Below are 25,817 nucleotides of genomic sequence, written 5' to 3' on the forward strand. Positions count from 1 at the left end.
TTTCAGAAAAATTAATATAATGACTTGTATTCTTTCATTATATTTTCTGCAACTTTCAGCCCATCTACTGCCGCTGATACTATTCCTCCCGCAAATCCAGCCCCTTCTCCGGTTGGATACAATCCTTCTACTGAAATACTTTGCAGTGCTTCATTTCTAGATACCCTTACTGGTGCTGATGTTCTTGTTTCAATTCCTGTCAAAACTGCATCTTCACTTGCAAATCCTTTAATTTTCTTATCAAAATTAATAAAAGCTTCCTTTAATGAATCAGTTACACAACCTGGAAGGCATTCTCTCAAATTCTTGAACTCATATCCTGGCTTATAAGTAGGCTTTATATTGCCTAATTTATTAGAGATTTGGTCCTTTAAAAAGTCCCCTACCAATTGAACAGGTGCTTTATATCCTTCCCCACCTAATAAATAAGCCAATCTTTCATAGTGTCTCTGGAATTCCATCCCCTTAAGTGGTGTGTTTCCTTCAAAGTCATCATTTCCTACTGTAACTACAATGGCTGAATTAGCATTTTCTTTATCCCTTTTATAGTAGCTCATTCCATTAGTAACCAGCATACCTTCCTCAGAAGCAGCAGCCACCACCTCTCCTCCTGGACACATACAAAAACTGTATACCCCTCTTTTATCTTTTGTATTGTAGGTAAGTTTATAATCAGCAGCTTTAAGCCTTGGATGATTAGCATACTTTCCATATTGATTTAAATTCATCATTTGTTGAGAGTGCTCAACTCTTACACCTATAGCAAATGCCTTCGCCTCCATGAATATTCCATTTCTATGCATCATTTCATAAGTATCTCTTGAGCTATGGCCTATCGCTAGCACTAAGTTTTCGCATGGAATCTCTTCATTATTTACAATAATAGATTTTATTCTTTTGTCTTTTATTTTTATATTCTCTAACTTGCTATTAAATCTTACTTCTCCGCCAAGTTCAATTATTCTCTCCCTTATATTTTTAACTACTGTTTTTAGAATATCAGTACCAACATGAGGTTTCCCACTATATAGAATTTCTTTTGGAGCTCCAGCTTTTACAAGTTCATGTAATACAAAGTCACATCTTGTATCCTTTATTCTTGTGGTAAGCTTCCCATCTGAAAAAGTTCCTGCACCCCCTTCTCCAAATTGCACATTAGATTCCAAGTTTAATTCTCCAATACTCCAAAACTTTTCTATTGATTTTGTTCTATCTTCAACCTTTTCGCCTCTTTCAATAATCAATGGCCTATAACCTTTTTGGGCCATCAAAAGACCTGCAAACATCCCTGCAGGTCCCATACCAACTATAACTGGCCTGTGATTCATTTTCTTCGATCCTAATATCAATTCTTCATTATATTCTGCTTCTATTTTTATATCCTTATCGTTAGCTTTTGCAACAATCCTCTTCTCATCTTGACATATAATTTCTACTGTATAGTTAAACTTTATATTATCCTTTCTTCTAGCATCAATAGATTCTCTTAATATTTTAAATTCACTAATGTCTGTATTAGTTATCTTTAATCTTTTTGTAGCTTTTTTCTGTAATAATTCTATATCATCATCTATATTCATTGTTATATTACTTATCCTAATTGACATATTTATCCTCCAATATCTTTTTTCTTAATTGTTGCTTTTATATTTACTGGATTTTGTGATAGCTTTGATACCCCTTGAGGGAGATTTAAAACAACTGATACTACATGCTCTCCTTCTTGTAGATTATTTAAATCTACAAAGCACTCTATGCTTTCCATTTTTAGATTGTTTAAAACACTTTCCAAACCTGAAACAACTATAGTGGTTTTGCTATTACTTAAATCAACAGTATAATCATTCCCAATATTTTTAGTTTGTATATCTATATTTAACTCTTTTTGGATTCCTTTATCATAACTAACTTTAACTTTTACTACTCCATTACTATTTATAAGCATTACATCCTTTGGAACTATAAGCTTTGCCTCTTCAGTATCTTTGCCATTTAATTTACTTAAATCTATAGGTTCTGTATCTAGACCGTTTATACTAGATAGTACTTTTTCCTCACCTGCTATATCTATCTTTTCTGGTAATGAACCCATAGATATTATTACCCCTCCGTTTTCTAAACTACCTTGGGTTTTTACACTAATAGGTACACTCTTTATTTTTTTTACAGGAATATTAACTTGCACTGATTCTGGATTAATCTTTACATTTTTAATATATATCCCCGAAGCATTTTCTGCTTGAAGAGGTAATACGATATTTATATCCTTTACTACATTGTTTATATTACATTTTGCAACTACACTATTTATAGAACTTAATTCCTGAGATGGACCGCTAACTTCTACTTCCTTAATATCTAATGTAGGCTGTAGAGCATAAAATCCCTCTTTTGTTTTACCTTCAGACTCTACCTTAATTGGAACAATCTTTTTTATCAAATCATCTAGTATTACCGTAACCCATAGACTCTCATCATTTACAATTCTTATGTTCTGTGGATACCTCTTTACCTCGACAGGTACTCTATTCTCTCCTTTTTTTACAACATAAGCACTCAAATCTGACTCTAGTTTGAAGTCTTCAGGCTTTATGGAGTATATATCTGAAGCATTTCCTCTTATATTTAATGTTATACTTAGCTGCTCTGCTCCAATTGGTACTAATTTTGAAGGTAGTAACATATCTTTGTTTATTACCTGTACTGGAACGATAATTTTTCGCTCCCTTATAGGATTTTCCACATTAAATATATATAACCATAAAACAAAAGACGCTATGACACAACATACTTTAACAACTATTTTTTGATTTTTACTATTTTCATCCATTTTCTCACCTGCTCCCTAAAAGTCAGTTTTCTACTCTGCCTTTTTTTAATTATTCTAATGAGAATATCCTTAAGTTTTTCTTTTGTATAGTTTCTTGTAAGGATACCATTTACTGCAAGTGAAATTGTACCAGTCTCTTCAGATACAACTATAATCAGTGCATCAGAATTCTCAGATATTCCAATAGCTGCCCTATGTCTTGTTCCTAGTTTTTTACTAATATCTTGACTGTTAGTTAACGGTAAAAAACACCCTGCAGAAATAATCCTGTCATTTCTTATGATGGTCGCTCCATCATGTAACGGTGTATTAACAACAAAGATATTTTCTATAAGCGCAGAGGAAACACTGGCATCTAATACTGTACCAGTATTTATTATATCTCCAAGACCAGTTAATTGTTCTATTATTATTATGGCTCCAGTTCTGTCCTTAGCCAAGTTTTCCACAGCATTAGTAATTTCTGTAATTACAAGCTCCATGGTTTCATCGTCTTCCAGTAGATATTTGTCATTAAATGCAGTTCGTCCCAAATGTTCAAGTGCCCTGCGTATTTCTGGTTGGAAGATGATAATAAAAGAAAGTACCCCGATAGTTATTGTCTTAGTTAAAATCCAGTTAAGCATAGTTAAATGAAAAAAACTACTTACTGGAATAAGTAAAATAATAAGTATGATCCCCTTTAAAAGTTGTTCCGCTCTCGTTTCCCTTATCAATGTATATCCCTTATAAAAAATAAAGGAAACTACTAGTATATCCATTACTGACGATATGCTAATATTTTTGATAGAATTAATTACTATGTCTAAAATCTCCACCCACTTCACCATCCTAATAAATAATCCTATTTACAATTATACACTATTTAATATTGTTTATATCATATGTAAATTTATTTTTATAAAATATTAATAAAAACATTATCATTTGTATTTTTTTCGAATTAGTGGGTACAATACCATTAGCCTAAGTTTTTTTATAAAACGCGGGGAAACCAAAATTTTGGGGTGAATCGTATTTTACGTAGGTTATGCCTTTACCGAACCCGTCAGCTAACCCCGTTGGTAATAAGGAGAGGATTTAATTGAAAAAGATTACTTATTGTGTAGCATTTTTGTTCTTGTTATTACTTCTGCATTGCGCTAAAGTTAGTGCAAAAGATTCTAATAACATAGACACAACATTGTTTAATCAAGAGGCTGAAGTCGTTCAAGTTTTTAACTACCTTGATAAAAAAATATATATTACTCAAAATGATATACATCTGATGGCTAAGGTTGTGTATGCAGAGAGTAATTGTGAACCTTTTGAAGGCAAGGTTGCTGTTGCCTCAGTTATTTTAAATCGCTTAAAATATCCTGAATTTCCAAAAACAGTTGAAGGTGTAGTTAAACAGAAGGGTGCTTTTTCCTGTGTAAGAAATGGCAAAATAGATGTAGTTCCTGATGAAAGTAGTTATAAGGCTGTATTTCAAGCATTAAAAGGGGAAGATCCAACTGAAAGAGCTGTATTTTTCTACAATCCTAGGATAGCAACATCTAAATGGATGAAAAATATAGATAAGAAGAATGTAAAAACTATAGGAAACCATGTATTTTTTGTAGTTAACTAGACATATCATTTTTTAGCTAATCATTAGCTAAGCACATATACCAGTAAACCCACCATACTTACAAATGATGGGTTTATTTTAGTTTTACTATTTTTGTCCATCTAAGTAGGAAACCGCATTTAATGCAGCTACCTGACCTTGGCCAGCAGCTCTTAGGTATTGATATGGTTTGCCTGTACAATCTCCCGCTGCAAAACATCCCTGAAGGTTAGTCTCCATATTTAGGTTTACCTTTATATGATCGTTCTCCACCAAAAGTCCTGGTACAAGCTGATTTGGAGCTACACTATCTTTTAACACAAAAACTCCATCTGTAGTTATTTCTTTTTCCTTTAAAATAATCCTTGTAACTCTGTCTTCCCCCTGTATTTCTAAAGGTCTATCCTTAACTATTTCAATGTTACCTCTTTTTAGGTGATAATTTCCTTTATACATAGGAATATAATAAACTTTTTCGGCTAACTCACTAACATAATTGGTTTCTTCTTCTGCCTCTTTATTATATCCTATAATAGTTACTATTTTTCCCCTATATAAAGGTGCGTCACATGTAGCACAGTATCCGACACCCCTACCCAAAAATTCTTCTTCCCCTTTTAACGGTTTAGTATACTCTATTCCTGTAGCTAAAATGATAGTCTTTGCTTCATACATTTTATCATTAACCGCTAAAGCATAGTAATCACCCATTGAGTATATAGCATTTATTCTTTCAAAGGTTACACTTATACCCATCGAATTAATATGTTCCTGAAACCTTTCCTTCATATCGTTTCCTGTTACTTCATATAAGCCTAAATAATTATTTACCTTAGGCGCTTTTACAATTTTATTACTTAAATCTTTACTGCCAAATATAATTATATTTTTATTTCTTATTTTAGCATTTATTGCTGCCGATAGCCCTGCTGGACCACTTCCCACTATAGCTATATCATATCTTTCATTCATTAACCTCACTCCTTATAACTTTAGGCATCATTATTTATTATACTATTCATTCTATATATAAAATGACAAATTAACACTTAGTTAACTTGTCATTTAAATTAATAATTATATATGTTTTTCTACTAGATTCTTTATTGCATCCTTTGGCCTAAATCCCACTAATGTATCCACTACATTTCCATTTTTAAATACCATAATAGTAGGTATACTTGAAATTTTATATTGTGCTGATGTTGCAGAGTTTTCATCAACGTTTAATTTAAAAAACTGTGCCTTATCATTAAGTTCTCCAGCAATCTCCTCAACTACAGGTCCAAGCATTTTACAAGGTCCACACCATGGAGCCCAAAAGTCTATAACTACAGGTGTAGATGCACTTTCAATTATTTCAGAAAAGTTCATATCTTTTATTTCTTGTATCATTTTTATACCTCCATATATACCCTGCAAGGGTATGTTTTATGTTTTAATATTAACTCAAAACATTTAATTAGTCAATAACTTATAGTTTTAATTCAGTAACTACATTTAACTTCCCAGCATTATCACAGTTATTTTCTTCTCTTTTAGCGATATATATTCGTTAATTATTTTAGCTATCTATATTTTACAAAATACAAAATAACGGCATTATAATTAAATAATCACTACATTGTTAATTAATATCAGATTTAATTTAGTTATTTACCAGTTCTCCAATTATCGAATTATTATATATTGATGATGGATAAGTTGCTATTAATTTTTCAGCATAGTTTTTTGCAACCGATCGGTTTACATCTTTATATATAATAGCTAATGTATACAACACAGTTTCCTCGTATTCACCATTAGGAGATGCTTGATCATATTGAGTATAGTATTTTATCGTATTTTCATCATCTCCTAATAAGTGACATGTGGTACCTAACATATAAACTATGTGAGGATATAGGTAATGACTCTTACCTACTTCATAAGCTTTTAAAAAGTATACTTTTGCATTTAAATAGTCCTTATTACTCATATAGCTATATCCCTTACTGTAAAAATAATCAACTCCCTCAGCTTTTATTATTTCTTCAGCATTTGATAATATGACTTTATCGTTAACACCTAAATTTTTATCCTTCCATCTAAGAACTTCATCATAAATAGCTTCAAAGTCCTTATTTTCAATATTAACTTTTATTTTATCATTTGGAAAAGCCACCGTCTCAGTTTTATTGTTATTTTCTCTACTATTCTTGGATGTTTCTACAACTACTGGATTAACTTGTTTTTTTGCATCCCTATCAGAATCAGTCGACTCCAGCGTGAATTTATCTATGATTGGTAAATACTGTTTGCTTTTAATCATCCTAATAACAAATAAAGAAGATGCTATAACAGCAATCAAACAAAAAACAACTAGAATATAAGTAGTTTTTTTCAGGACACTTTTCTCTTTTATCATCCCACAGCTTTCTAAGCTCTTTCTAATATCATTAGCTATAGTATTATACTTATCTACTTGAAAAACCTTATTTATATATTCAAGCACTTTATCATACTCAGCTTTTTTCATATAACATAGGGCTAACTGATTATTAACATTAATATAATTAAAATCACTTTGTGTACACTTTTTTAATAAGCTTATTGCCTCCTGTATTCTTAACTCCTTAATAAAATCTAATGAAATTTGATAAAGCTTTAGTCTTTCAACATCTTCCTTTGTATCTTCTAGATACTTCTCTGATATGGCATCTCTATTGGTCTGCTTATTCATCTTCCAGAGCCTTTGCGCACTGTCTAAATCTCCTTTTAGATAACACAAAAGCCCTTTAAGATTTATGGAGGCCGCATTTTTAATATCTATGGATATACTTTCTTCACATAAATCTATAGCTTTATCTATATATCCATCGTTATACTTATCTAATGCTTTAATGTATATCTTCTTTGACTTATTCATACATTATTCCCCTTAGATTATTAATTATTTCCGTTAATCATATAAACTACTTTTCCTTCAGAATTTTTCACTTCCATTTTCTTATTTAAACCTATATCAAAGGAACTAATGCTCCAACTCTCTGTGTGAGATTTTGTATAGTTATCATCTTCATATACATTCACCTTTAAATTTAGGCTACCTCCAACTTTTTGTATAGACATTATTTCCTGCTTCTTATCTGAAGGTTCAAGTATTAGGGATACCTTCCCTGTATCAATATTAAGTGAATATAAGTTTCCTCCCTTGGAAACAGTCCCAAAAGCTGATCCTATAATTACAAATAAATTTTTATTGTCAGCCCACTCTATATATATTGGAGAGACTTTCTTATTGTCCAATAATTCAAAACTAAATATGTTACTATTATCCTTTAAATATATCTTGCCTATCCCTTCTTCTTTTGCCGATACTCCCTTACCTTCTATACAGGCACTATGACTTTTATTTTCAGAATACTTCCAAGGTGTATTGAATGATGGCTTTTCATTTTTTTCTAGTGTTTTTTTGACAAATTGGGGAACATTATAATTCTGCGTACTGGCTGGCTTTACTTCCTTATTTTCATTTTGTAAATTGCTACTATTAGCATTCTTATTTACATCCTCTTGTTTTGTAGGTGTTTCATTATTAGTCTTAGTTACCTCTTTCTTTGGACTTGAGCAAGCAGATAATGCTAATGCTAGTACAATTGATATTGAACATAGTGTATATATCCTTTTTTTATTTTTTAATCTCATTATTTTAATTCCTCCTTAAGTATAAATTTTACATTTTACTTTTTATGCATTTAGCTTTTCATGTATATATTTAATATTATATACTAAAATATGTTTTTCGGGTTGATATTTTAACATAAATAAAACCTGAACTGAAATTTAATTTCAGTTCAGGTTTTATTTATCCGATGACTACCCGCTCTAATACTCCCCCTTCTCCAAGGGGGAGTAAAAATCGGCTACGTCCCTGGATAACGAGTTCTAAGTGGCAAAGCCTCTAAGAACTCTGTTTATGTTAAAAAAGAGTAAGCTGTTTAAATTAGTTTTCCATTATTAATTTTTTTGCATTTAATATAGATGATGCACTCATAGAAAATTCATCTAGGCCGTACTCTACTAGTGTAGAAATAGCTTTTTCATCTCCTGCCATTTCACCACACATTCCACACCACTTTCCTTCTTTATGTGCTGCTTCTATAGTCATCTTTATAAGCTTTAACACTGCTGGGTGCATTGGATTGTAAAGATAAGATATTTTCTCATTCATTCTATCTGCTGCTAAAGTATATTGTATTAAATCATTGGTTCCTATACTAAAGAAATCTACATATTTCGCAAGTTCATCAGCATTAACTGCTGCAGCTGGTATTTCTACCATTATACCTGTCTCTAAACCTTCATTAAACTCTTTTCCTTCATTTCTTAACTCTTCCATACATTCTTTTAGCATCTCTTTAGCTTGTTGGAACTCTTCCAAAGAAGCTATCATTGGGAACATTATTTTCAAGTTACCGAAAGCTGACGCTCTAAGTAATGCTCTTAGCTGGACCTTAAATATATCCTTTCTATCAAGACATAATCTTATAGCTCTATATCCTAGGAAAGGATTCATTTCCTCAGGTAATGGTAAGTATGGAAGCTTTTTATCTCCACCTATATCAAGTGTTCTTATAACAACTGGTCTTCCTTCCATCTTTTCAACTGCGTATTTATATGATTCAAACTGTTCCTCTTCCCCTGGCATATCATCTCTATCCATGTATAGAAATTCAGTTCTGAAAAGTCCTATTCCATCTCCACCATTTGCTAGTACTTGATGAATATCTTCCGGTTTCCCTATGTTTCCTGCCACCTCTACACGCTTTCCTGCTTTTGTAACTGTTTTAATATCTATTAACTTTTTAAGTTCTTCTCTTTCTTTTTCATAAGCTTCTTTCTTGTTCTCATATAACTTTATTGTTTGTTCATCTGGATTAACTATAGCAATTCCTTCTATTCCATCTACAATAATAGTATCTCCATTTTTAACTGATGATGTTATCTCTTGCAATCCGACAATCGCTGGTATCTCTAATGTTCTTGCCATAATCGCACTATGAGAAGTCCTTCCTCCAATGTTAGTTAAAAATGCTATAACCTTACTTTTATCTAATTGTGCTGTATCTGAAGGGGTTAAATCATGCGCAACTACTATTGTGTTATCTTCATATTCTAAGAGCCCTGAAGATTTTCCTACTAAATTTGCAAGTATTCTATTTCCAACGTCTTTTATGTCCGCTCCTCTTTCTCTCATATACTCATCTTCCATGGCAGCAAATATTCCTGCATACATATTTAAAACATCATCGAGAGCCTTCTCTGCATTTACTTTGTTACTTTCAATTCCCATTTCTACAGCTCCAGCAAACTCTGGATCTTCTAATAACATCATATGACTTTCAAAAACCGCTGCTTTATCTGCTCCTAGTTCTCTTTCCGCCTTTTCCTTTATTTTTTGCAATTGATTTTTTGATGATTCTAAAGCTTTATTAAATCTTTGTTTTTCTGCCTGTATATCCTCTATTTTTCTTTCTTCAACTTTAACTTCACTTTCTTCCTTTATAAATACAGTACCAATCGCATATCCTTTTGAAGCTGCTATTCCCTTTATCATTATTGTTTATCCTCCTTAAATAATCTCCAATTCTTAATGACCTATATTTCAAAACTAAAGTTAATTTCTTTTTAAATCAATAATATTAGAAGCAATTTATATGCCAATACTTAAAGAACTTATTTGTTTTTTAATATTATCTTATGCATCTCTCTATTTTTCTAGCCAAAACTGAGGTGTAAAATATAAATTTATAATCATCTGTCTAATTTGACGAATTTTATAAATATATATCGAAATTTGTTTGATAAAAATTATCAACATATATTTAGAAAGCCTCTACCTAGTATTGAAGACCCACTATAAACCACTGGACTTACAAAGCTTTTTGCTATATCATTATAATTGATAATTTTTATCAACACTTTACTAATATATGATATTTTTTATCAACTAGAGGTGAATTATGTATAAAAAAAATGTTATTGTTTCTATTCCAAATGGAATTCACACAAGAATTGCAGCAATGATAGTCCATAAAGCTGACGAGCTTAAGAGTAAATATAATACAAATCTATATATAAAAAATTTACACACTAAAGACCCCTTGGCTATTAGTATGCTCGCTTTAATATCTCTAAAGGTTAGAGAAAACGAAATAATTGAGATTTCATGTGATGAGGAGAATAATAGTGGACAAACAGCCGTATTAAAACTCTGTGATTTTATAGCTACTGGTATAAGTTCTAATAATAATACACTGTCTAAAATAGATCATATAATTGAAGAAAACACTATTGCTTATGAACAGATTGTTAAAAATATACCTGTTGGAATTTTAGTCATAGATGTAAATGCTCATATTACTGCAATGAACGATTATTCCTTAAAGGTTATTGATAAACAGTTGGGGGATGTTATAGGACGCCATGTACAAGAAATTATTCCTACATCCGATCTTCATAATGTATTGATATCAAAGGAGCGCAAAGTGGGCGAAACCCAGTATATTAATAACCATCTTGTTATTACTAACAGATCTCCCATTTTTTCTAATAACAAGGTAATTGGGGCATTAGGTGTATTTCAAGATATTTCGGAACTTACAGGTATAAAGGAATTAAATGAAAAATTTAAAAAAATATTGGAAATATCTCATGACTTAATTTGCTTTGTTGATGAAAGACGAATTATTAGTTACGTAAATCCCTCTTATGAAGAACACTTCGGAATAAAAAGTTCTGATATTGTAGGAAAAGATTTATTAGATATCTCTCCAACTGGGTTAAGAAATACAGTATTTGAAACAAAGAAGCCTATTGAAAATACAGTTCATCGTAAAGGAAGTATAGCAACAATTTCTTCTGTTGCACCTATATTTATAGATGGGACTTTCAAAGGTGTTATTTCTATATCCAAAGCAGTTAGTGAGCTTAAAGATTTAGTAAAAAAACTTGAAGCCTCTGAAGAAGAATTAAATTATTACAAGGAAGAGCTAAAAAGACATGTAGAGATAAGTGGATCTTTCAAGTCAATAATTGGGTGCAGTAGCACACTAAAGGATTGTATTATCGTAGCCCAAAAAGCCTCTCAATCTACATCAACAGTCCTGGTAAGAGGGGAAAGCGGAACTGGTAAAGAGCTTATAGCAAAGGCTATTCATAATAATAGTGACAGAAAAGATAAACCTTTTGTAAGAGTTAACTGTGCTGCCATTCCAGAAAACTTGATTGAAAGTGAGCTATTTGGTTATGAGAAAGGGGCCTTCACTGGGGCCATAAAAAGTAAACCTGGTAAGTTTAACATAGCAAATGGAGGTACTATATTCTTAGATGAAATAGGTGATATGCCTTTTACTATGCAAGTAAAACTTTTAAGAGTTTTGCAGGAGAGAGAGTTTGAGAGTATTGGCGGACTTACAACTCAAACTGTTGATGTAAGAATTATAGCAGCAACCAACAGAAATCTAGAGGAAATGATAAAAGAAAATAAATTTAGAGAAGATCTTTATTATAGACTAAATGTAATAAGTATTATGCTTCCACCATTGAGAGATAGAAGAGAAGATATAAATCTATTAGTAGAATATTTTATAAAAAAAATAAATAATAAGTTAAACAAGAACATTATTGGCATAGATAAAAAATCCCTGTTATATCTTCAAGAATATCATTGGCCTGGAAACATTAGAGAGCTTGAAAACATTATAGAAAGAGCTATAAATATGTGTGAAGAAAGTACAATCACCGAAAAAGATTTACCTTTCTATATAAAAAATGAAAATTCATCAGATGATACTTTAATAAATCTTAAAAATGGTATTATTCAACCTTTGGATGAATACGAAAAAGAAATTATAACGCTAGCAATGAGAAAACATAAAAGCTACAATAAAGCAGGGAAAGTTTTAGGTATCACCCATAGAACTGTAGCCCTAAAATGCAAAAAGTATGGAATTGATATAGAAAATCTTTAAGTTTATCCACAAATTTAAAATTTAATAATCCCCAACAGTTAATAACTGCTGGGGATTATTAAAAATATAATAAACTAACTCTATCATAAAAATAAATTAAGTTTTTATCATGGCTACTTAAAACCAATCGTCAAATAAAATTTATTTTATAAGCTCTTGAAATTTCTTAGAATTTCTTACAGGATTGAAGTCCGCCTCATTTTCTGCTATTTTCTTAATATCGGGTGACATATCTATAGCAACCTTTAAGTACTTAACAGTATTCTCTATATCTCCTCGTCTTCCGTAAATGCTTGCCTTACCATAATAACTCCAAATATAATTTTCAACTTCCAATGCTTTATCATACCACTTTAGTGAGTCATCATAGTATCCGTATAATTCATATGCAAGAGCCTTGTTAAATCTAGCGTATCCAAAGTCCGATTTCAACTCTAGTGACTTATCTATATCTTTCATTCCATCAATATAATTACTGCTATAGCACAGTGCTATACCTCTAATGTTATAAGCCTTATAAAACTTTGAATCTTCTGCTATAATTTTGTTAGCTAATTTTATCGTATCTTCGTATCTTTTTTCTCCAAACGCTTTGTAACTATCTTGGTATACGGCTTCTAGTTTATTGATCTTTTCTTCTTGATGTTTTGCCTCTTCAGACTTACTTTGTTCATTTTTATTTTGTATAAAGGATTCCGTATTATTTGTATCATTGTCAGCTTTATTTATCTTTTCTATAATACTCTTATTGTTTAACCTATTATTAACTGCTGTTCTATATGCTATTCCTATGACAATTATACTTAAGCATAAAAATATTATTACCTTAATCCTTAATGAAAATCTTGTTAATAGGTTTTCCGAGAATCTACTTCTCCCATCCTTAGATCCCATGACATACTCCCCTCTTCATCACTGTATTCTTCTTAACTCATATGTACCCTATTAAGTATACATAAAACAAGCCCTGGTGACGGATAAAAAGTTATCTCATACATCATGGCTTAAACTCCCCATAACAAATGTAACATTATTTATATTATATCCATTATTCACATGTTTCTTCAACATCTACTTTATTTCACAGTAATTTTCATATTTCCTTCTAAGGAACTCCTTGATTTCCACTAAGCCATGTCTTTGACACCTTACACAGTTCTGAGCAATATCACCACAAATGTAACACTTTCTTTGCTTCATTCCAAGTTCCCTTCTACTCAAACTGATACCATTTTTATCATATACATCTATATCAATACATCTTCCTAGAAGATGGTTCTCTTCCATATCAACAGTACTACATTTAACATCAATTGGGTCTCTGTCTATAATTATATTTACTATTGGTCCTTCTGCAGTTATGTTAAAGCCCTTATATAATATGTTATCTTCAAACTTAGTTACCGCTAGACTACTTAATTCTTTTATTATTCCGAATGATACATAATTATTCTTATTTATTCCTGGATAATTTACTCTAATAGTAATTAGGGTTGACTTATATTTTTCAATTAATTCCTGTTGATTAAACACTCTTTCTTCTCTTTCCATGAGTATATCTTCAGGAGTATATCTTTTTATATATTTGTCAATTGTATAATTACTGCATGACCCTACTGTAAATATTTTATAAATAGATTTTAGGATTTGTATTTCTTCATCCTTCAATTCCAGAATATCTTCATTCATAATCTTAATGTGGAGAATTAGTAAGTTTTATTCTCTCAACTATCTCCTTCCCTTTTTTAGAATTTAGGAAGTTCCAAGTTACATCAGGAATTATGTCCTTTACTTTAAGCAACTCATTTTCTTTTATTAGTTCTCTTACTCTAGATGCACTTATATATTCTTCACAATACTTTTTTCTTTCTAACTCTATAACCTCTACCCCGTAATTAGGTAATATAGTTTTTAATGTTTCATTATAGGCACCTGTAACATTGCAGTAAGGCTCCTCCCCTACAAATCTCTTTTTTATCTTAAACTTATTGCAAAAATACTTACCAAAAATACCAGAATCAATTTTTTGATAGGCCTTCATTCTTTCATTTTCTTTCCTTATAAAATATGATGGAAATGTCACGGAAGATATAATATACTCACTTCCAGGTATTACAATCACATTTTTTAAGTCTTTCACTCCTTCCTTTACAATAGAATATCTATCTTCAAATGGGAAAAGTGATTTATCTTCCTCCACAATAAATAGTAATACCTCCTCGCAACTCTTAGCCGCCTCTTGTATTAAATATCTATGCCCTTTAGTAAATGGATTGCAATTCATAACCAAAGCCCCTTTTGGCTTTTCTATATTAATAGCATACTTATCTACCATCTTATCTAGGGACTTGTTTATATCATAAATTCCATACTCTAAAAGAGCAGCTTCTTCCACTTCATATAATAGCTTAAAATTTAATGATGTAAACATTTTTACTTTATCTGGCTTTGTAAAGACAAAACTGTGAAATATTCCATCTTCAAAGAGCTTATCAACTAAATGTGTTATAAGTGTTGAAGTTATATTTTCTCCCCTTAAATCCTCAGCTACAGCAAAACACTTAAATACATTTTTTGCCTTAGAACAAGTAGCCTTAATTTCCCCTTTCACATCGCTTAAAACAACTGTATAATCTACATCTTTATCTAGAGTCAATTTAAACTGTTCTAAGAACTTAATTACAGTAGCTCTTTCATCATTATTTTTCAAATTTACACTTTGAAGTTTTAAATCATACATCACGTTAACCCCTTTTACATGTACTGTATCCTATTAAGGTTTTGACCATTAATATTAATTTATTTTAGATCTATACTTAAATTTTCAACTGGTATCTCTAGCTAAATTTGAAGATACATTTAACTAAAGATACCTAGTTTTAAGTTTTTCTACTCTAATGGTTTTTTAACTACATCAATTACAGTTCCATCTCTATATTCAACTATAGCCACAACCTCATCTAAGGTCTCTATTGCCTCTGGCTTTCCAGTCATTTTTTCAGCTATATCTTTTAACTCTTCTATAGTCATAACAGGAAGACTCGAACTCTTAAGTCTTTCCATCAAATCTTTTCTTTCAGGATTTATAGCTATACCTCTTTCAGTAACAACCACATCTATACTTTCACCAGGTGTTGTTACCGTAGTTACTCTATCCTTAATAATTGGCAATCTTCCTTTTATAAGGTTCGTAACAACTATTGCAAGTCTTGCTCCTGCAGCTGTATCACTATGTCCTCCTGATCCCCCCATTATAACACCACTTGATCCAGTAGTTACATTTACATTAAAGTCTGTATCAATTTCAGTAGCACCAAGTATCATGATATCTAGATTATTTACTACAGCTCCCTTGTTATGAGGATTACCGTACATAGACCCAGACATACCTTGGTGTCTTGGATTATTTCTATAAGACTCAACTGCCTTCAAATCGAAACACTGAACATCAAATAGGTTTCTGAATAATCCTTCTTCAAGCATATCTACAATATACCCTGTTATTCCTCCTGCTGCAAAACTACCAATAACTTCTTTTTTCTTCATTAATTCCTTTAGCTCGGCAGCTACAGCAAGCGAAGTTCCACCTGCACCTGTCTGAAAGGACATGCCATCCTTAACGAGACCTGATAACTCTATAACCTTTGTTGCCATCTTAGCTATTTTAAGCCCCACAGGATCCTTAGTTATCTTTGTAGTTCCTGATACAATTCCAGCTGGATTTCCGATAGAGTCAACCTTTACTACATAATCAACATAAATTTGACTTATTTCAATTGGACATGCAGGATATGGAACCAAGTTATCTGTAATAGCTATTACCTTATCAGCATATTCTGCATCTACTGTAGCATACCCTAATGAACCACAAGCCGCATTACCATATACTCCATTTATGTTTCCATAAGTGTCTGCTGTTGGTGACCCAATGAATGCTATGTCTATATGTAAGTCTCCGCTTTCTATTGCTCTTGGTCTTCCACCATGAGTCATCATAATCGCCGGTTTTTTCAATGCTCCCTTCGATATAGCTTCAGCTACAGGTCCAGAAATGTAGTTTGCTACAATCCCTGTAACTACTCCACTTTTAATGTACTCTACTAATGGCTCATGAATCGGAAATATAGAACTTGCGGCTATAGTGATATCTTTTACTCCTCTTTTAGAGATTGCATACATTACATTATTAAGTATAAAATCACCATTTCTTAGGTGATGGTGAAAAGATACAGTCATTCCATCTCTTACATTTACTTTATCTAAGGCTTCCTCAATACTATTTAAAACTTTTTCTTCTCCAGGCTTTACACTGCTTACCTTAACGCCTACCTTTTCTTTTATTCCATAATTTGAAAAGGCTCCTTGAAAAGGTCTTACTTCACCATAACCCTCTATATAATCAGGAATTTCTCTTCCTAGTATATTCTTCATACTAATCCCTCACTTTTTTAAATTAACAGTTATCTACATTAATTAAAGCTTTCTACTTATAAAATCAAAACTTATTATATAAGATCTAAAAGTTTAGCCAAATCTACAGTCGTTATTGCTCTGTTTATAATGGGAGCATCTACCATTTTTCCATCTAGAGAAAATACCCCTAATCCCTTTTCTTTAGCATCATCTCTTGCTTGAAGTACTCTAAGAGAATGTTTAATTTCATGCTCAGTTGGTGCCAATGATAAATGTATAGTATCTATTTGTCTCGGATTTATAGATGCCTTACCGGTAAATCCTAATCCTTTAGCTTTAAGAGTATCTTTTGCTAATCCTTCATAATCATTTGTATCTGTAAAAGGTGTATCTATAGCATCTACTCTAGCTGCCCTACAAGCTGTGGAAACTCTATTTCTTGCATAGAAAATTTCGTCTCCTTCTTTAGTTCTCTTTATTCCAAAATCAGAAGTTAAGTCTTCCGCTCCCAAAAGCACCGCAACAACTCTTTTAGAAGAATTTATTATGTTATATACATTTTCTAAACCATAGGCAGTTTCAATAATTGGTATAAGTTTTATACTTCCACTATCATAACCTTCTTCACTTTCTATTTTAGAAAGCATTCCATCTATATATATAAGTTGTTCCTCAGTAGCTTTTGGAATCATTAAACTATCTGGCTTAACCCTAGCTATAACCTCTATATCATTAACACCATATTCGGTATCAAGCGGATTTACTCTTACAACAAGTTCTACCTGTGAATAGTCTATAACTTTAATAGCTTCTTTAACTAGAGTTCTTGCACTATCCTTTTCAGTTAAGCTTACTGCATCTTCTAAATCTAATATTACAGAGTCTGCTCCAAGTATAGGTGCACTTTGAAGCATTCCTGGATTGTTTCCAGGCATAAAAAGCATTGTTCTTCTTAATGTTTTCATATTCATTTCCCCTTCTTAGCGAAAATTAAGCGCGGCCTTCCTTATAAACCATTTGAAAGCCTATACTATTTCAACTATTTATTGTCTCTTATTACTAAACAGCTCTTTCAACAGCCGTCTGAATCCTAGCCTTAATTGTATAATCTAATGCACCCTTATCCTGTGCCTTTATAGTTATATCTTCTACACCTAGTTCGTTTAATTTTTCTATTATTACTTTTTTTATCTGTTTACCAAATTGCTTCATTACTATACTTTCAAGTTCTAATTCAATGCCGCCATTCTCATTAGGCATAACCATAATTAATATATCATTTGATTCTAATGTTCCAGCCTTAGCTACCTTACTTATATTCATCTTCAACTCTCCTTGTCATATTACTCTTAAATTTATGTTTCAGACTTAAGATATGCCATTTGTCCTTGTTCATAAAGGTTATTGCCTTCTGAATCTATTACTACAACTACAGGCAACTCTTCAACTTCCAGTCTTCTTATTGCTTCAGATCCTAAATCTTCATACGCAACAAGTTCAGCTTTCTTTATGGATTTTCCCATTAGAGCAGCAGCTCCGCCTATAGCTGCGAAATAAACTGCTTTATTCTTTTTCATAGAGTCTACTACCTCTGCAGATCTTAGTCCCTTACCTATCATGCCCTTTAATCCAATATTCAAAAGACTTGGTGTATACGAGTCCATTCTATAACTTGTAGTTGGTCCTGCTGAACCAATTGCCTGACCTGGTTTTGCCGGTGCTGGTCCTACGTAATATATGATTGAATCTTTAATATCTATTGGTAAATCTTCTCCTTTATCTAAGAGCTCTACAAGCCTTTTGTGAGCCGCATCTCTTGCAGTGTATATAACTCCAGATATTAAAACACTATCTCCCGCCTTCAAATCTCTTACCTTCTCTTCGGTTAAAGGAGTCGTTATTCTTTTTTCCATAATGTATCCCTCCACATCATAAACATAAACTTAATGGCTAATTATGAAGAATGAAGATAAAAGATATCCTTTCCTCTTCATTCCCTATATTAAATTATATCTAATCATCCTATTATTAAGACATATACCTGTTTGTGAGTTTTATTTAAATTACAATTCCACTTCCGCATGTCTTGTAACATGGCAGTTTATATTAACCGCTACTGGTAATCCAGCTATATGTGTAGGATATGTTTCTATGTTTACAGCAAGCGCAGTAGTTTTTCCCCCAAACCCCTGAGGCCCTATACCTAGTAGGTTTATTTCTTTTAAAAGTTCTTCTTCTAACTCTGCATAAAAATTGTTATTATTTCTTTCAGATAAAGGTCTTATTAATGCCCTCTTTGCTAGATTAGCCGCTCTATCAAAAGTTCCACCTATTCCTATACCTACAACAATTGGTGGGCAAGGATTAGGGCCAGCTTCCTTAACAACTTTAAGAACAAATTCTTTTATACCCTTCAACCCATCTGCAGGCTTTAACATTTTAAGTTGACTCATATTCTCAGAACCAAATCCTTTTGGGGCTACAACTATTTTGAATTTATCTCCAGGAACTACGTCATAATATATTACTGCTGGAGTATTGTCTTTTGTATTAACTCTGTCCAAAGGATCTTTCACTACGGACTTTCTTAAATATCCCTCTTCATATCCTTGTCTTACCCCTTCGTTTATGGCATCCTCTAAGCTTCCTCCAATTATATGCACATCTTGGCCAAGCTCAATAAATATACATGCCATACCTGTATCTTGGCACATAGGCATTTTCTCACTCTTAGCTATGTCAACATTAGTTAATATTTTATCTAATATTCCCTTTGCCATTTCCCAAGATTCATTTTCATGTGCTTCTTTAATTTTATTCTTAACATCTTCGGAAAGATAGTAGTTTGAATCTATACATAGATTCCTTACAGCTTTGGTTATTTCTGATACACTTATTTCTCTCATTTTATCTCTCTCCTCTTACTATGTTATAGTTGTTAATTTAATGGTACATTAATTTTATTATATAAGTAATTTAACCTAAATTTAATTTATCTAGTATTAAATACATGAAAAGGCAGTTTAATAAAACCGCCTTTTCATAATTAGCTAAATAAAAGATATTACTTTCTTCTATTTATTAATGCAAGTACTCTATTCATTTCATTGTTAACGATCATGTATCCTTCGTCAACGCCCATTCCTGGCTTTGCAAGAGCTTGCTTAGCTCCACAAGCCATAGCTATATTTGTAGTTACTTCTGCAGATCTATTGGTTTCGTTACAAGTACCTCCACAATAAGCTCCTATTCCGTGCTCCTTACAGTACATTATAGCTTCAGCTATATTGTTTACTCCTCCAAGGTCTGGAGTCTTAATTTGAACCATATGCCCTGCTTTATTATCTGTAAAGAATTTAACATCCTCAACAGTATTACACCATTCATCTGCAACTAACTCTACCTTAATTCCTCTTTCATCAATTTCAGCTCTTAAATCTCTTAAAGCTTCCATTTGTTTTTGTCTATCTTCTACGTCCATTGGTCCTTCTATTCTTAATTGGAATGGCTTCGCAGCTTCTTCTAGTATTCCTATGTAATCAGCCATAGCCTTTGTATCATAATTAAATGCATTACCAATTGTTCCATAAACATCTATATGGAATATTGGATTATAATGTTCAGTTTTTCTTAATTTTAAAACCCTATCTCTTAACCATTTAACGTAGTCTACAAGCTTTTCACCATTCAAACCAAGCTTTTCTTCTACATTGTTTATAAGAGCATGTGGCATTACATCTGCACCTTTTATAATCATTTTATCAGAGTTATCATATCTATCATCGCCAGATTGAGTAAATATAGGAACTCTTTTTATTTCCGCACCTTGATTATATTCGTTTCTTATAACTTCTGCCATTGTAATCTTTTGAGATTTTGCTACAGCATCAAGTATAGCTTGTGATACACCATATCTTATAGCAGTATGCATTCTTTCTCCATTAACTTTCATTGTATCAAACTCTTCAGCTAAAGCTTTAAACTCAGTTAATTCTTTTCCTATAAGTTTTGGAGATATTTCTTTTTCTATTACTGGTATAAAATCCTTTGCTAAGAAAAGAGGATCTCTTCCACCTGCTCCTGAATATTGAACTGCAGCACAATCTCCATATGCAACTTGACCATCTTCAAGTATTAACATTACAGATATAGATTCTCCAGCCTGTCTTACCTTAGTAAAACCATCTGTTACAGGTTCTCCAACATAAGTAAATCCATCATGTTTAGCACCCTTTTTTATAGCTCTTTGGTCATCAAAATAAAAACCAGTTTTTCCTTCTGAACAAATAACATCAACAATTTTCATAATCTACACCCATCTTTCTTTAGTGATTTTATTTTTCAAGTAATTTATTATGTACTTATTGAACCCTACTTTTGTATAAATATTGACTACCCCTTTATAACGGTAGTCAATATTTATATTTCAAAATAAGTATTACTTTTCTGGTCTGCCTATAAGCTTACCTTTACCAACTGCAAATATATCATCAATAGTCATTTGGAAGCTTACTTCTCTTCCTTCAAACTTTCCTCTCTCTTCTAGCTTCTTCATATTAAAGTCTTTTAGTTCATCACTTAGAGGTACGTTTCCGCAGTTAAGATATCTAACAGCACCGTTATTATCTCTTGCTGGCATCATTTTTCCTGCATTATATTTACTTGGCGCAAATGGTATATCAATTGTGCCTGCTTCGAATCCTTTTACTGTTCCTATAGCTAAATCACCATTTCCAAGTTCAAATAACTTATCCATCATACACTTAGTTTCAGATTTAATTATAGCTATTTCAGTCTCTAATTCCTTTGACATTGGAAGTTTTTGTCCTTGAAGCATATTTAAAGCCATTTTTGTAGCTTTTATACCTGACGCATTTGCTTCCTTTGTTGGTATACCCATAGCTTCATGTGGAGTTTTTACTATAACTTTTGTAGCGCCAGCAAGTGCTGCTGTTGCCGCTCCTGAAGCTATAACTCCAAAAGCCTTTGACTCATCTTGCGGGAATCCTCCCATCCACTGATGGAAAACTGTAGTTATATAAACATCTTTATATCCATATTGTTGTAAGTATTCATTAACTTGCTCTTCTAGTGCTCTTATAGCAGCAACGTCTTGAACTAAATTTCCGCACTGTCCATATCCAACAGTAATATTCTTAACTCCCTGCTCAGCTGCTAGTAATGCCTCTATTATTGCCACTGTATTTGATGTACTTGGTGGTACCAATGTACCTGTTAATGGACCAAATGGCTCTCTATTTATTGATATACCTTGCTCCTCATAGTATCCTGCAAGTCTATCACAGTATTGCCAATCTAAAATTGTTTTCTCTATTGAAACACTTTTAGCATAAGGTATATTATAAGATATTCCGCCACCTTCGTTTGATGTCCATCCTGCAGCGTGGATTATTTCTGTAAGTAATCTAGCATCTGGTGTACCATGTCTTGCTTGAAGTGGTAAATTTACAGCCTCAAATACTTGTCTACAACCTTTTACTCCATGATTAACCCCAGGGAAACCATTTAGTAACGATCTTCCTGCTGCTAAACTCTCTTGTATTCCTACCTCACACTCATCATATCTATTTTGTCTTGTATAACTATCTATAGTTGATGGAAGTAAGTCTGCTTCACCTTCATTTTGAAGATGTGTTAAAAGCTCTATGTGCTCATTTATCAAAGCAACACCTGCTCTTGGTTGTGCTAGTGTTATACCTGATTCTTTAGCTTTTCTTAATTTGGCTGGAAAACTTTTACCTTCAGGTATATTCTTTAAATACTCTACAGCTTCTTCAAGGTTAACTTCCATACCTGTAGGCCATTGACTTAACACTTCTTTTCTCATATTAAAAAATTCTTCATCTGTCCATTTTTTATTTTTAAGTTCCAATCGAATTACCTCCTAATCAACTTTAACTAAGTATTTTTTCATGATTCTGACTGCCATATCTGGGTACTCTTCTGCCAAAAGTCCCATGGCTGACATTATATAAGTTTTATCTAATAGGTAGTCTGGGTTTGTTGGTTTTAAATGGGTAGCGTTAGTTGCATCAAACGTTCCAGCCTTTAATATTTCTGCAGGATGTTCACTATGAACTAATACTCCTCCAGTTCCTATTAAATATTTAACTTCTAGTAAATCTTTTCCCTCTTGAGAATATATTACTCCACAAGGAGTATAAAGAGTCTCTAATATTCCTGTATGTCTTTCTAGAGCGATTTCTGTTGCAGCCTTTGCCATTGCCTCATCAAACTTTATTTCTTGTTCTGTTTTCGGAACCATTCTTATATTTTCGGCCCTATACCTACAGTTTGCTTCTACATCAATACTTTTATCATTAAGATACTTCTGAATTTTTCTTGTTGTAGCTGCTTCCCATAATGCAACAGCAGAATATCTCATTCCTAAATCGCCTTCAACAGTTCTTTTAGCAAAAGGTTCTTCAAGTCCTCTCATTGTTACACCAGGCTTTGATGGTTCTCCATCTGCTAGTGAATGTATATCTGTAGTAGCTCCACCGATATCTACAACTACCAAATCTCCTACTCCATCCTCTTTATCAGTACCTTCACTCAGAACTCTTGCTGCTTTAAGTACAGCCGCTGGAGTTGGCATTAATATACCACTTATATAGTTTTCTGCATCTTTCATACCTTTTGCTTCAACTATTTTCTCCATAAATATCTTTCTTATTTCTTCTCTTGCAGGCTCTACATTTAGAGCATTAAGTTTAGGCATTACATTTTCAGTTGTTCTATAAAACATTCCCTTTTCTTTCAATACTTCTTCTACAGCATCGACAGCAACCTTGTTTCCAGCTACAACCACAGGAACATTTATACCACTATCCCCAAGCATCTTAGCATTGTGTATTATACAATCTTTATTTCCACCATCAGTTCCGCCAGCTAAAAGAATAATGTCTAATTGAGAATTTCTTATTTCTTCTATTTCCTTTGATGTTAATTCGTAGCTATAAACATTAAGAACTCTGGCTCCAGCACCTAGTGCGGCTCTCTTTGCAGCCTCAGCCGTAAGTTCTGGCACAAGCCCTACTGCAACCATTTTTAATCCTCCAGCTGCGGAAGAACATGCAAGCTTTTTAATAAAGTTAACATTTTCGCCTTGTAACTTTTCCTCGAGCTTTTTATGTGCATTATTAAAGCCTATCATTATATCGTTTTCAATTGTTGTAATATCTTTAGCAGTAGCTATTATTTCCTCATTTTCTATATCTACGGCAGTAAGCTTAGTATAAGTACTACCAAAATCTATGAGCAAGTAAGCATTCAAATCAATCACTCCTGTTTTCCCTACAGAGGTTTATTTATATTAACCCTCAATTCCTAAATCTTGTCTTAAATCTCTAATTGCAGTTTCTGGTGATGTTCCAGGTGGATATACTCTGTTAAATCCCATTTCAATAAATTTCTCATGAACATCTTCCCACTTCTGCTTTCCTACAACAAGATTTCCTCCAACATACATTAGTATACCCTTAAGACCAGCCTCATCACATTTTTCTCTTAACCCTCTACAATCTATTTCACCATGTCCATAAAGTGAAGAAACTAGTATAGCATCTGCATTAGTTTCTATTGCAGCATTTATAAAATCCTCTTGAGGAGATAAAACCCCTATATTTACTACGTTAAATCCGTCCTTTGTAAAAGCATGATCTAATATTTTATTTCCTACAGCATGACAGTCTGATCCTATTACACCTATAACTAAAGTTTTCATTATGAGACCCCCCTAAAAATTACTTTTTATATTTCAATTCTATCATTTTTGATTTTAAAGCCTTAACTGAGTTATCATCAAGACTATATAAAAACCTTAATATTTCCTTATCTCCAACGATATTTTCTTTTACATCTTTATATCTTCCAGGTGAAACAATTATTACATCACAACTATTTATAAGCTTCACCAATTCGTTGTTGTCATTTGTATTTGTATATTGAATATTGATACTATCTAGCCCGGCTTTTTCCAATGCTCCTCTTGCTTTAAACATAAATTCTTGTGACATACATACGAAACCAAACTTAGTATCCACTGGGTATCTAGCAATTTTAACAATTGTCTCCAAATCTACATTTATAGCGACACCAATAACTTCTTTGTCATATTTCTTAGTTAGATCTACAACCTCGTTAACATGATTGAATGTAGCTATTATAACTTGAGACTTTTCTATAATATCCCTCGTATCTTTGTTTATGTTTCTTATATCATCTAGAGTCAATGGAATTACATTCATATTTGTATTATCTATTAACTGTCTACTAAACATTCTTGATTGCTCAACATTACACTCAACGTATAAAGCTGTTATTTTGCTCATCATTTCTTTCTTTTCCTTGACCCTTTGGTTAACGATTTCTAAGAACTCGTCTACATCCATCCCTGTTTCAAGAGCTTCTTCTAGACCAAGATCTACAAACTTTATTATCTTCTCTTTAATATTTTGTGCCTTCCAAGGATTTGCTTCTTCAGCTACGAAAGTTCCCCTACCTTGATAGGATTTTAAGACACCTTCTTGCTCCAGCTCATTATAGGCTGTACTAATTGTATTTCTACTTACTTTTAGTTTTTCTGATAGCTCTCTCTCTGTTGGCATCTTGTTTCCAACCTTTAAAGAACCATTTCTTATTAAATCCATGATTTGCTTTTTAACTTGTATGTATAGTGGAACTCCACTTTCCTTGCTTATTGTAAAATCTATATTAATCACCCCAAAGCTCATTGGATTAATGGACCAATCCATTTTATATTTTCATAATATCACAGTCCAAGTTGGACATCAATAATTTTTTGTCAAAATTCAATATTCATAAAATTGTGACCAAAAATATTAATTATTAGTTATTATTTCCATAATAAATAGATATATATATTCATACAAAGTACATTAATCCTTGTTAAACATTTACCACATTAGGATACTTTCCTAATAAA

General features: G+C 32.2%; 23 protein-coding genes and 1 riboswitch. Of the genes, 2 read left to right on the forward strand and 21 right to left on the reverse strand.

What is annotated here, in order from left to right; all coding sequences use genetic code 11:
* Positions 1 to 11: 11 nt before the first annotated feature.
* From AC0N0V_RS22370 to cdaA, 3 genes are read right to left on the reverse strand one after another with little or no spacing between them, the layout of a single operon-like run.
* Positions 12 to 1,607, reverse strand: a complete 1,596-nt coding sequence (locus AC0N0V_RS22370) for an NAD(P)/FAD-dependent oxidoreductase (RefSeq protein ID WP_474461113.1) — start codon at positions 1,605 to 1,607, stop codon at positions 12 to 14.
* A gap of 2 nt (positions 1,608 to 1,609) precedes the next feature.
* Positions 1,610 to 2,830, reverse strand: coding sequence for a CdaR family protein (locus tag AC0N0V_RS22375; RefSeq protein ID WP_474461114.1), 1,221 nt, complete (start codon positions 2,828 to 2,830; stop codon positions 1,610 to 1,612).
* Positions 2,800 to 3,648 (reverse strand): diadenylate cyclase CdaA, encoded by an 849-nt coding sequence (gene cdaA, locus AC0N0V_RS22380; RefSeq protein ID WP_474461115.1) that lies wholly within the window; start codon positions 3,646 to 3,648, stop codon positions 2,800 to 2,802. The genes AC0N0V_RS22375 and cdaA overlap by 31 nt, the downstream gene beginning before the upstream one ends.
* A 135-nt stretch (positions 3,649 to 3,783) precedes the next feature.
* Positions 3,784 to 3,912: riboswitch (cyclic di-AMP (ydaO/yuaA leader) on the forward strand.
* A gap of 2 nt (positions 3,913 to 3,914) precedes the next feature.
* Here cdaA and AC0N0V_RS22385 point away from each other — a divergent pair.
* Positions 3,915 to 4,442 carry a cell wall hydrolase gene (locus AC0N0V_RS22385; protein ID WP_474461116.1) on the forward strand — a complete coding sequence of 176 codons (528 nt, stop codon included), beginning with the start codon at positions 3,915 to 3,917 and terminating at the stop codon, positions 4,440 to 4,442.
* A gap of 87 nt (positions 4,443 to 4,529) precedes the next feature.
* Here AC0N0V_RS22385 and AC0N0V_RS22390 read toward each other — a convergent pair whose 3' ends face one another.
* The 5 genes from AC0N0V_RS22390 to ptsP all read right to left on the reverse strand — a co-directional run bounded on the left by AC0N0V_RS22390 (position 4,530) and on the right by ptsP (position 10,020).
* Complete coding sequence (locus AC0N0V_RS22390) at positions 4,530 to 5,393, reverse strand: NAD(P)/FAD-dependent oxidoreductase (RefSeq protein WP_474461118.1); 864 nt, start codon at positions 5,391 to 5,393, stop codon at positions 4,530 to 4,532.
* Between the two features lie 105 nt (positions 5,394 to 5,498).
* Positions 5,499 to 5,816 carry a thioredoxin gene (trxA, locus tag AC0N0V_RS22395; protein WP_474461119.1) on the reverse strand — a complete coding sequence of 106 codons (318 nt, stop codon included), beginning with the start codon at positions 5,814 to 5,816 and terminating at the stop codon, positions 5,499 to 5,501.
* Positions 5,817 to 6,069: 253 nt separating this feature from the next.
* Positions 6,070 to 7,329, reverse strand: a complete 1,260-nt coding sequence (locus AC0N0V_RS22400; protein WP_474461120.1) for a tetratricopeptide repeat protein — start codon at positions 7,327 to 7,329, stop codon at positions 6,070 to 6,072.
* A 20-nt stretch (positions 7,330 to 7,349) separates the two neighbouring features.
* Complete coding sequence (locus AC0N0V_RS22405; protein ID WP_474461121.1) at positions 7,350 to 8,108, reverse strand: DUF4652 domain-containing protein; 759 nt, start codon at positions 8,106 to 8,108, stop codon at positions 7,350 to 7,352.
* Between the two features lie 298 nt (positions 8,109 to 8,406).
* Complete coding sequence (ptsP, locus tag AC0N0V_RS22410) at positions 8,407 to 10,020, reverse strand: phosphoenolpyruvate--protein phosphotransferase (protein WP_474461122.1); 1,614 nt, start codon at positions 10,018 to 10,020, stop codon at positions 8,407 to 8,409.
* A gap of 406 nt (positions 10,021 to 10,426) precedes the next feature.
* On the opposite strand from ptsP, the gene AC0N0V_RS22415 reads away from it, so the two are divergent.
* Positions 10,427 to 12,436 carry a sigma 54-interacting transcriptional regulator gene (locus AC0N0V_RS22415; protein ID WP_474461123.1) on the forward strand — a complete coding sequence of 670 codons (2,010 nt, stop codon included), beginning with the start codon at positions 10,427 to 10,429 and terminating at the stop codon, positions 12,434 to 12,436.
* 141 nt (positions 12,437 to 12,577) lie between these two features.
* Here AC0N0V_RS22415 and AC0N0V_RS22420 read toward each other — a convergent pair whose 3' ends face one another.
* The 13 genes from AC0N0V_RS22420 to AC0N0V_RS22480 form a co-directional block, all read right to left on the reverse strand.
* Entirely contained in the window at positions 12,578 to 13,330 is a 753-nt protein-coding gene (locus tag AC0N0V_RS22420; protein WP_474461124.1) for a tetratricopeptide repeat protein, read from the reverse strand.
* A 177-nt stretch (positions 13,331 to 13,507) separates the two neighbouring features.
* Positions 13,508 to 14,125 (reverse strand): citrate lyase holo-[acyl-carrier protein] synthase, encoded by a 618-nt coding sequence (citX, locus tag AC0N0V_RS22425; RefSeq protein WP_474461125.1) that lies wholly within the window; start codon positions 14,123 to 14,125, stop codon positions 13,508 to 13,510.
* Between the two features lie 4 nt (positions 14,126 to 14,129).
* Complete coding sequence (gene citC, locus AC0N0V_RS22430) at positions 14,130 to 15,176, reverse strand: [citrate (pro-3S)-lyase] ligase (protein ID WP_474461126.1); 1,047 nt, start codon at positions 15,174 to 15,176, stop codon at positions 14,130 to 14,132.
* 149 nt (positions 15,177 to 15,325) lie between these two features.
* On the reverse strand, positions 15,326 to 16,867 hold the full coding sequence (gene citF, locus AC0N0V_RS22435; protein WP_474461127.1) for a citrate lyase subunit alpha: 1,542 nt from the start codon (positions 16,865 to 16,867) through the stop codon (positions 15,326 to 15,328).
* 74 nt (positions 16,868 to 16,941) lie between these two features.
* Positions 16,942 to 17,814, reverse strand: coding sequence for an HpcH/HpaI aldolase/citrate lyase family protein (locus AC0N0V_RS22440; protein WP_474461128.1), 873 nt, complete (start codon positions 17,812 to 17,814; stop codon positions 16,942 to 16,944).
* Between the two features lie 94 nt (positions 17,815 to 17,908).
* Positions 17,909 to 18,172 (reverse strand): citrate lyase acyl carrier protein, encoded by a 264-nt coding sequence (gene citD, locus AC0N0V_RS22445; protein WP_474461129.1) that lies wholly within the window; start codon positions 18,170 to 18,172, stop codon positions 17,909 to 17,911.
* Positions 18,173 to 18,204: 32 nt separating this feature from the next.
* Complete coding sequence (locus AC0N0V_RS22450; protein WP_474461130.1) at positions 18,205 to 18,762, reverse strand: Fe-S-containing hydro-lyase; 558 nt, start codon at positions 18,760 to 18,762, stop codon at positions 18,205 to 18,207.
* Positions 18,763 to 18,912: 150 nt separating this feature from the next.
* On the reverse strand, positions 18,913 to 19,755 hold the full coding sequence (locus AC0N0V_RS22455; protein ID WP_474461131.1) for a fumarate hydratase: 843 nt from the start codon (positions 19,753 to 19,755) through the stop codon (positions 18,913 to 18,915).
* A gap of 158 nt (positions 19,756 to 19,913) precedes the next feature.
* Entirely contained in the window at positions 19,914 to 21,155 is a 1,242-nt protein-coding gene (locus AC0N0V_RS22460) for a methylaspartate ammonia-lyase (protein ID WP_474461132.1), read from the reverse strand.
* Between the two features lie 132 nt (positions 21,156 to 21,287).
* Positions 21,288 to 22,742 (reverse strand): methylaspartate mutase subunit E, encoded by a 1,455-nt coding sequence (locus AC0N0V_RS22465; protein ID WP_474461133.1) that lies wholly within the window; start codon positions 22,740 to 22,742, stop codon positions 21,288 to 21,290.
* A gap of 12 nt (positions 22,743 to 22,754) precedes the next feature.
* Positions 22,755 to 24,146 (reverse strand): methylaspartate mutase accessory protein GlmL, encoded by a 1,392-nt coding sequence (glmL, locus tag AC0N0V_RS22470; protein WP_474461134.1) that lies wholly within the window; start codon positions 24,144 to 24,146, stop codon positions 22,755 to 22,757.
* Positions 24,147 to 24,185: 39 nt separating this feature from the next.
* Complete coding sequence (glmS, locus tag AC0N0V_RS22475) at positions 24,186 to 24,596, reverse strand: methylaspartate mutase subunit S (protein WP_474461135.1); 411 nt, start codon at positions 24,594 to 24,596, stop codon at positions 24,186 to 24,188.
* 19 nt (positions 24,597 to 24,615) lie between these two features.
* Complete coding sequence (locus AC0N0V_RS22480; RefSeq protein ID WP_474461136.1) at positions 24,616 to 25,626, reverse strand: GntR family transcriptional regulator; 1,011 nt, start codon at positions 25,624 to 25,626, stop codon at positions 24,616 to 24,618.
* Positions 25,627 to 25,817 lie beyond the last annotated feature (191 nt).

Source organism: Clostridium sp. CS1-1, from assembly GCF_056135525.1.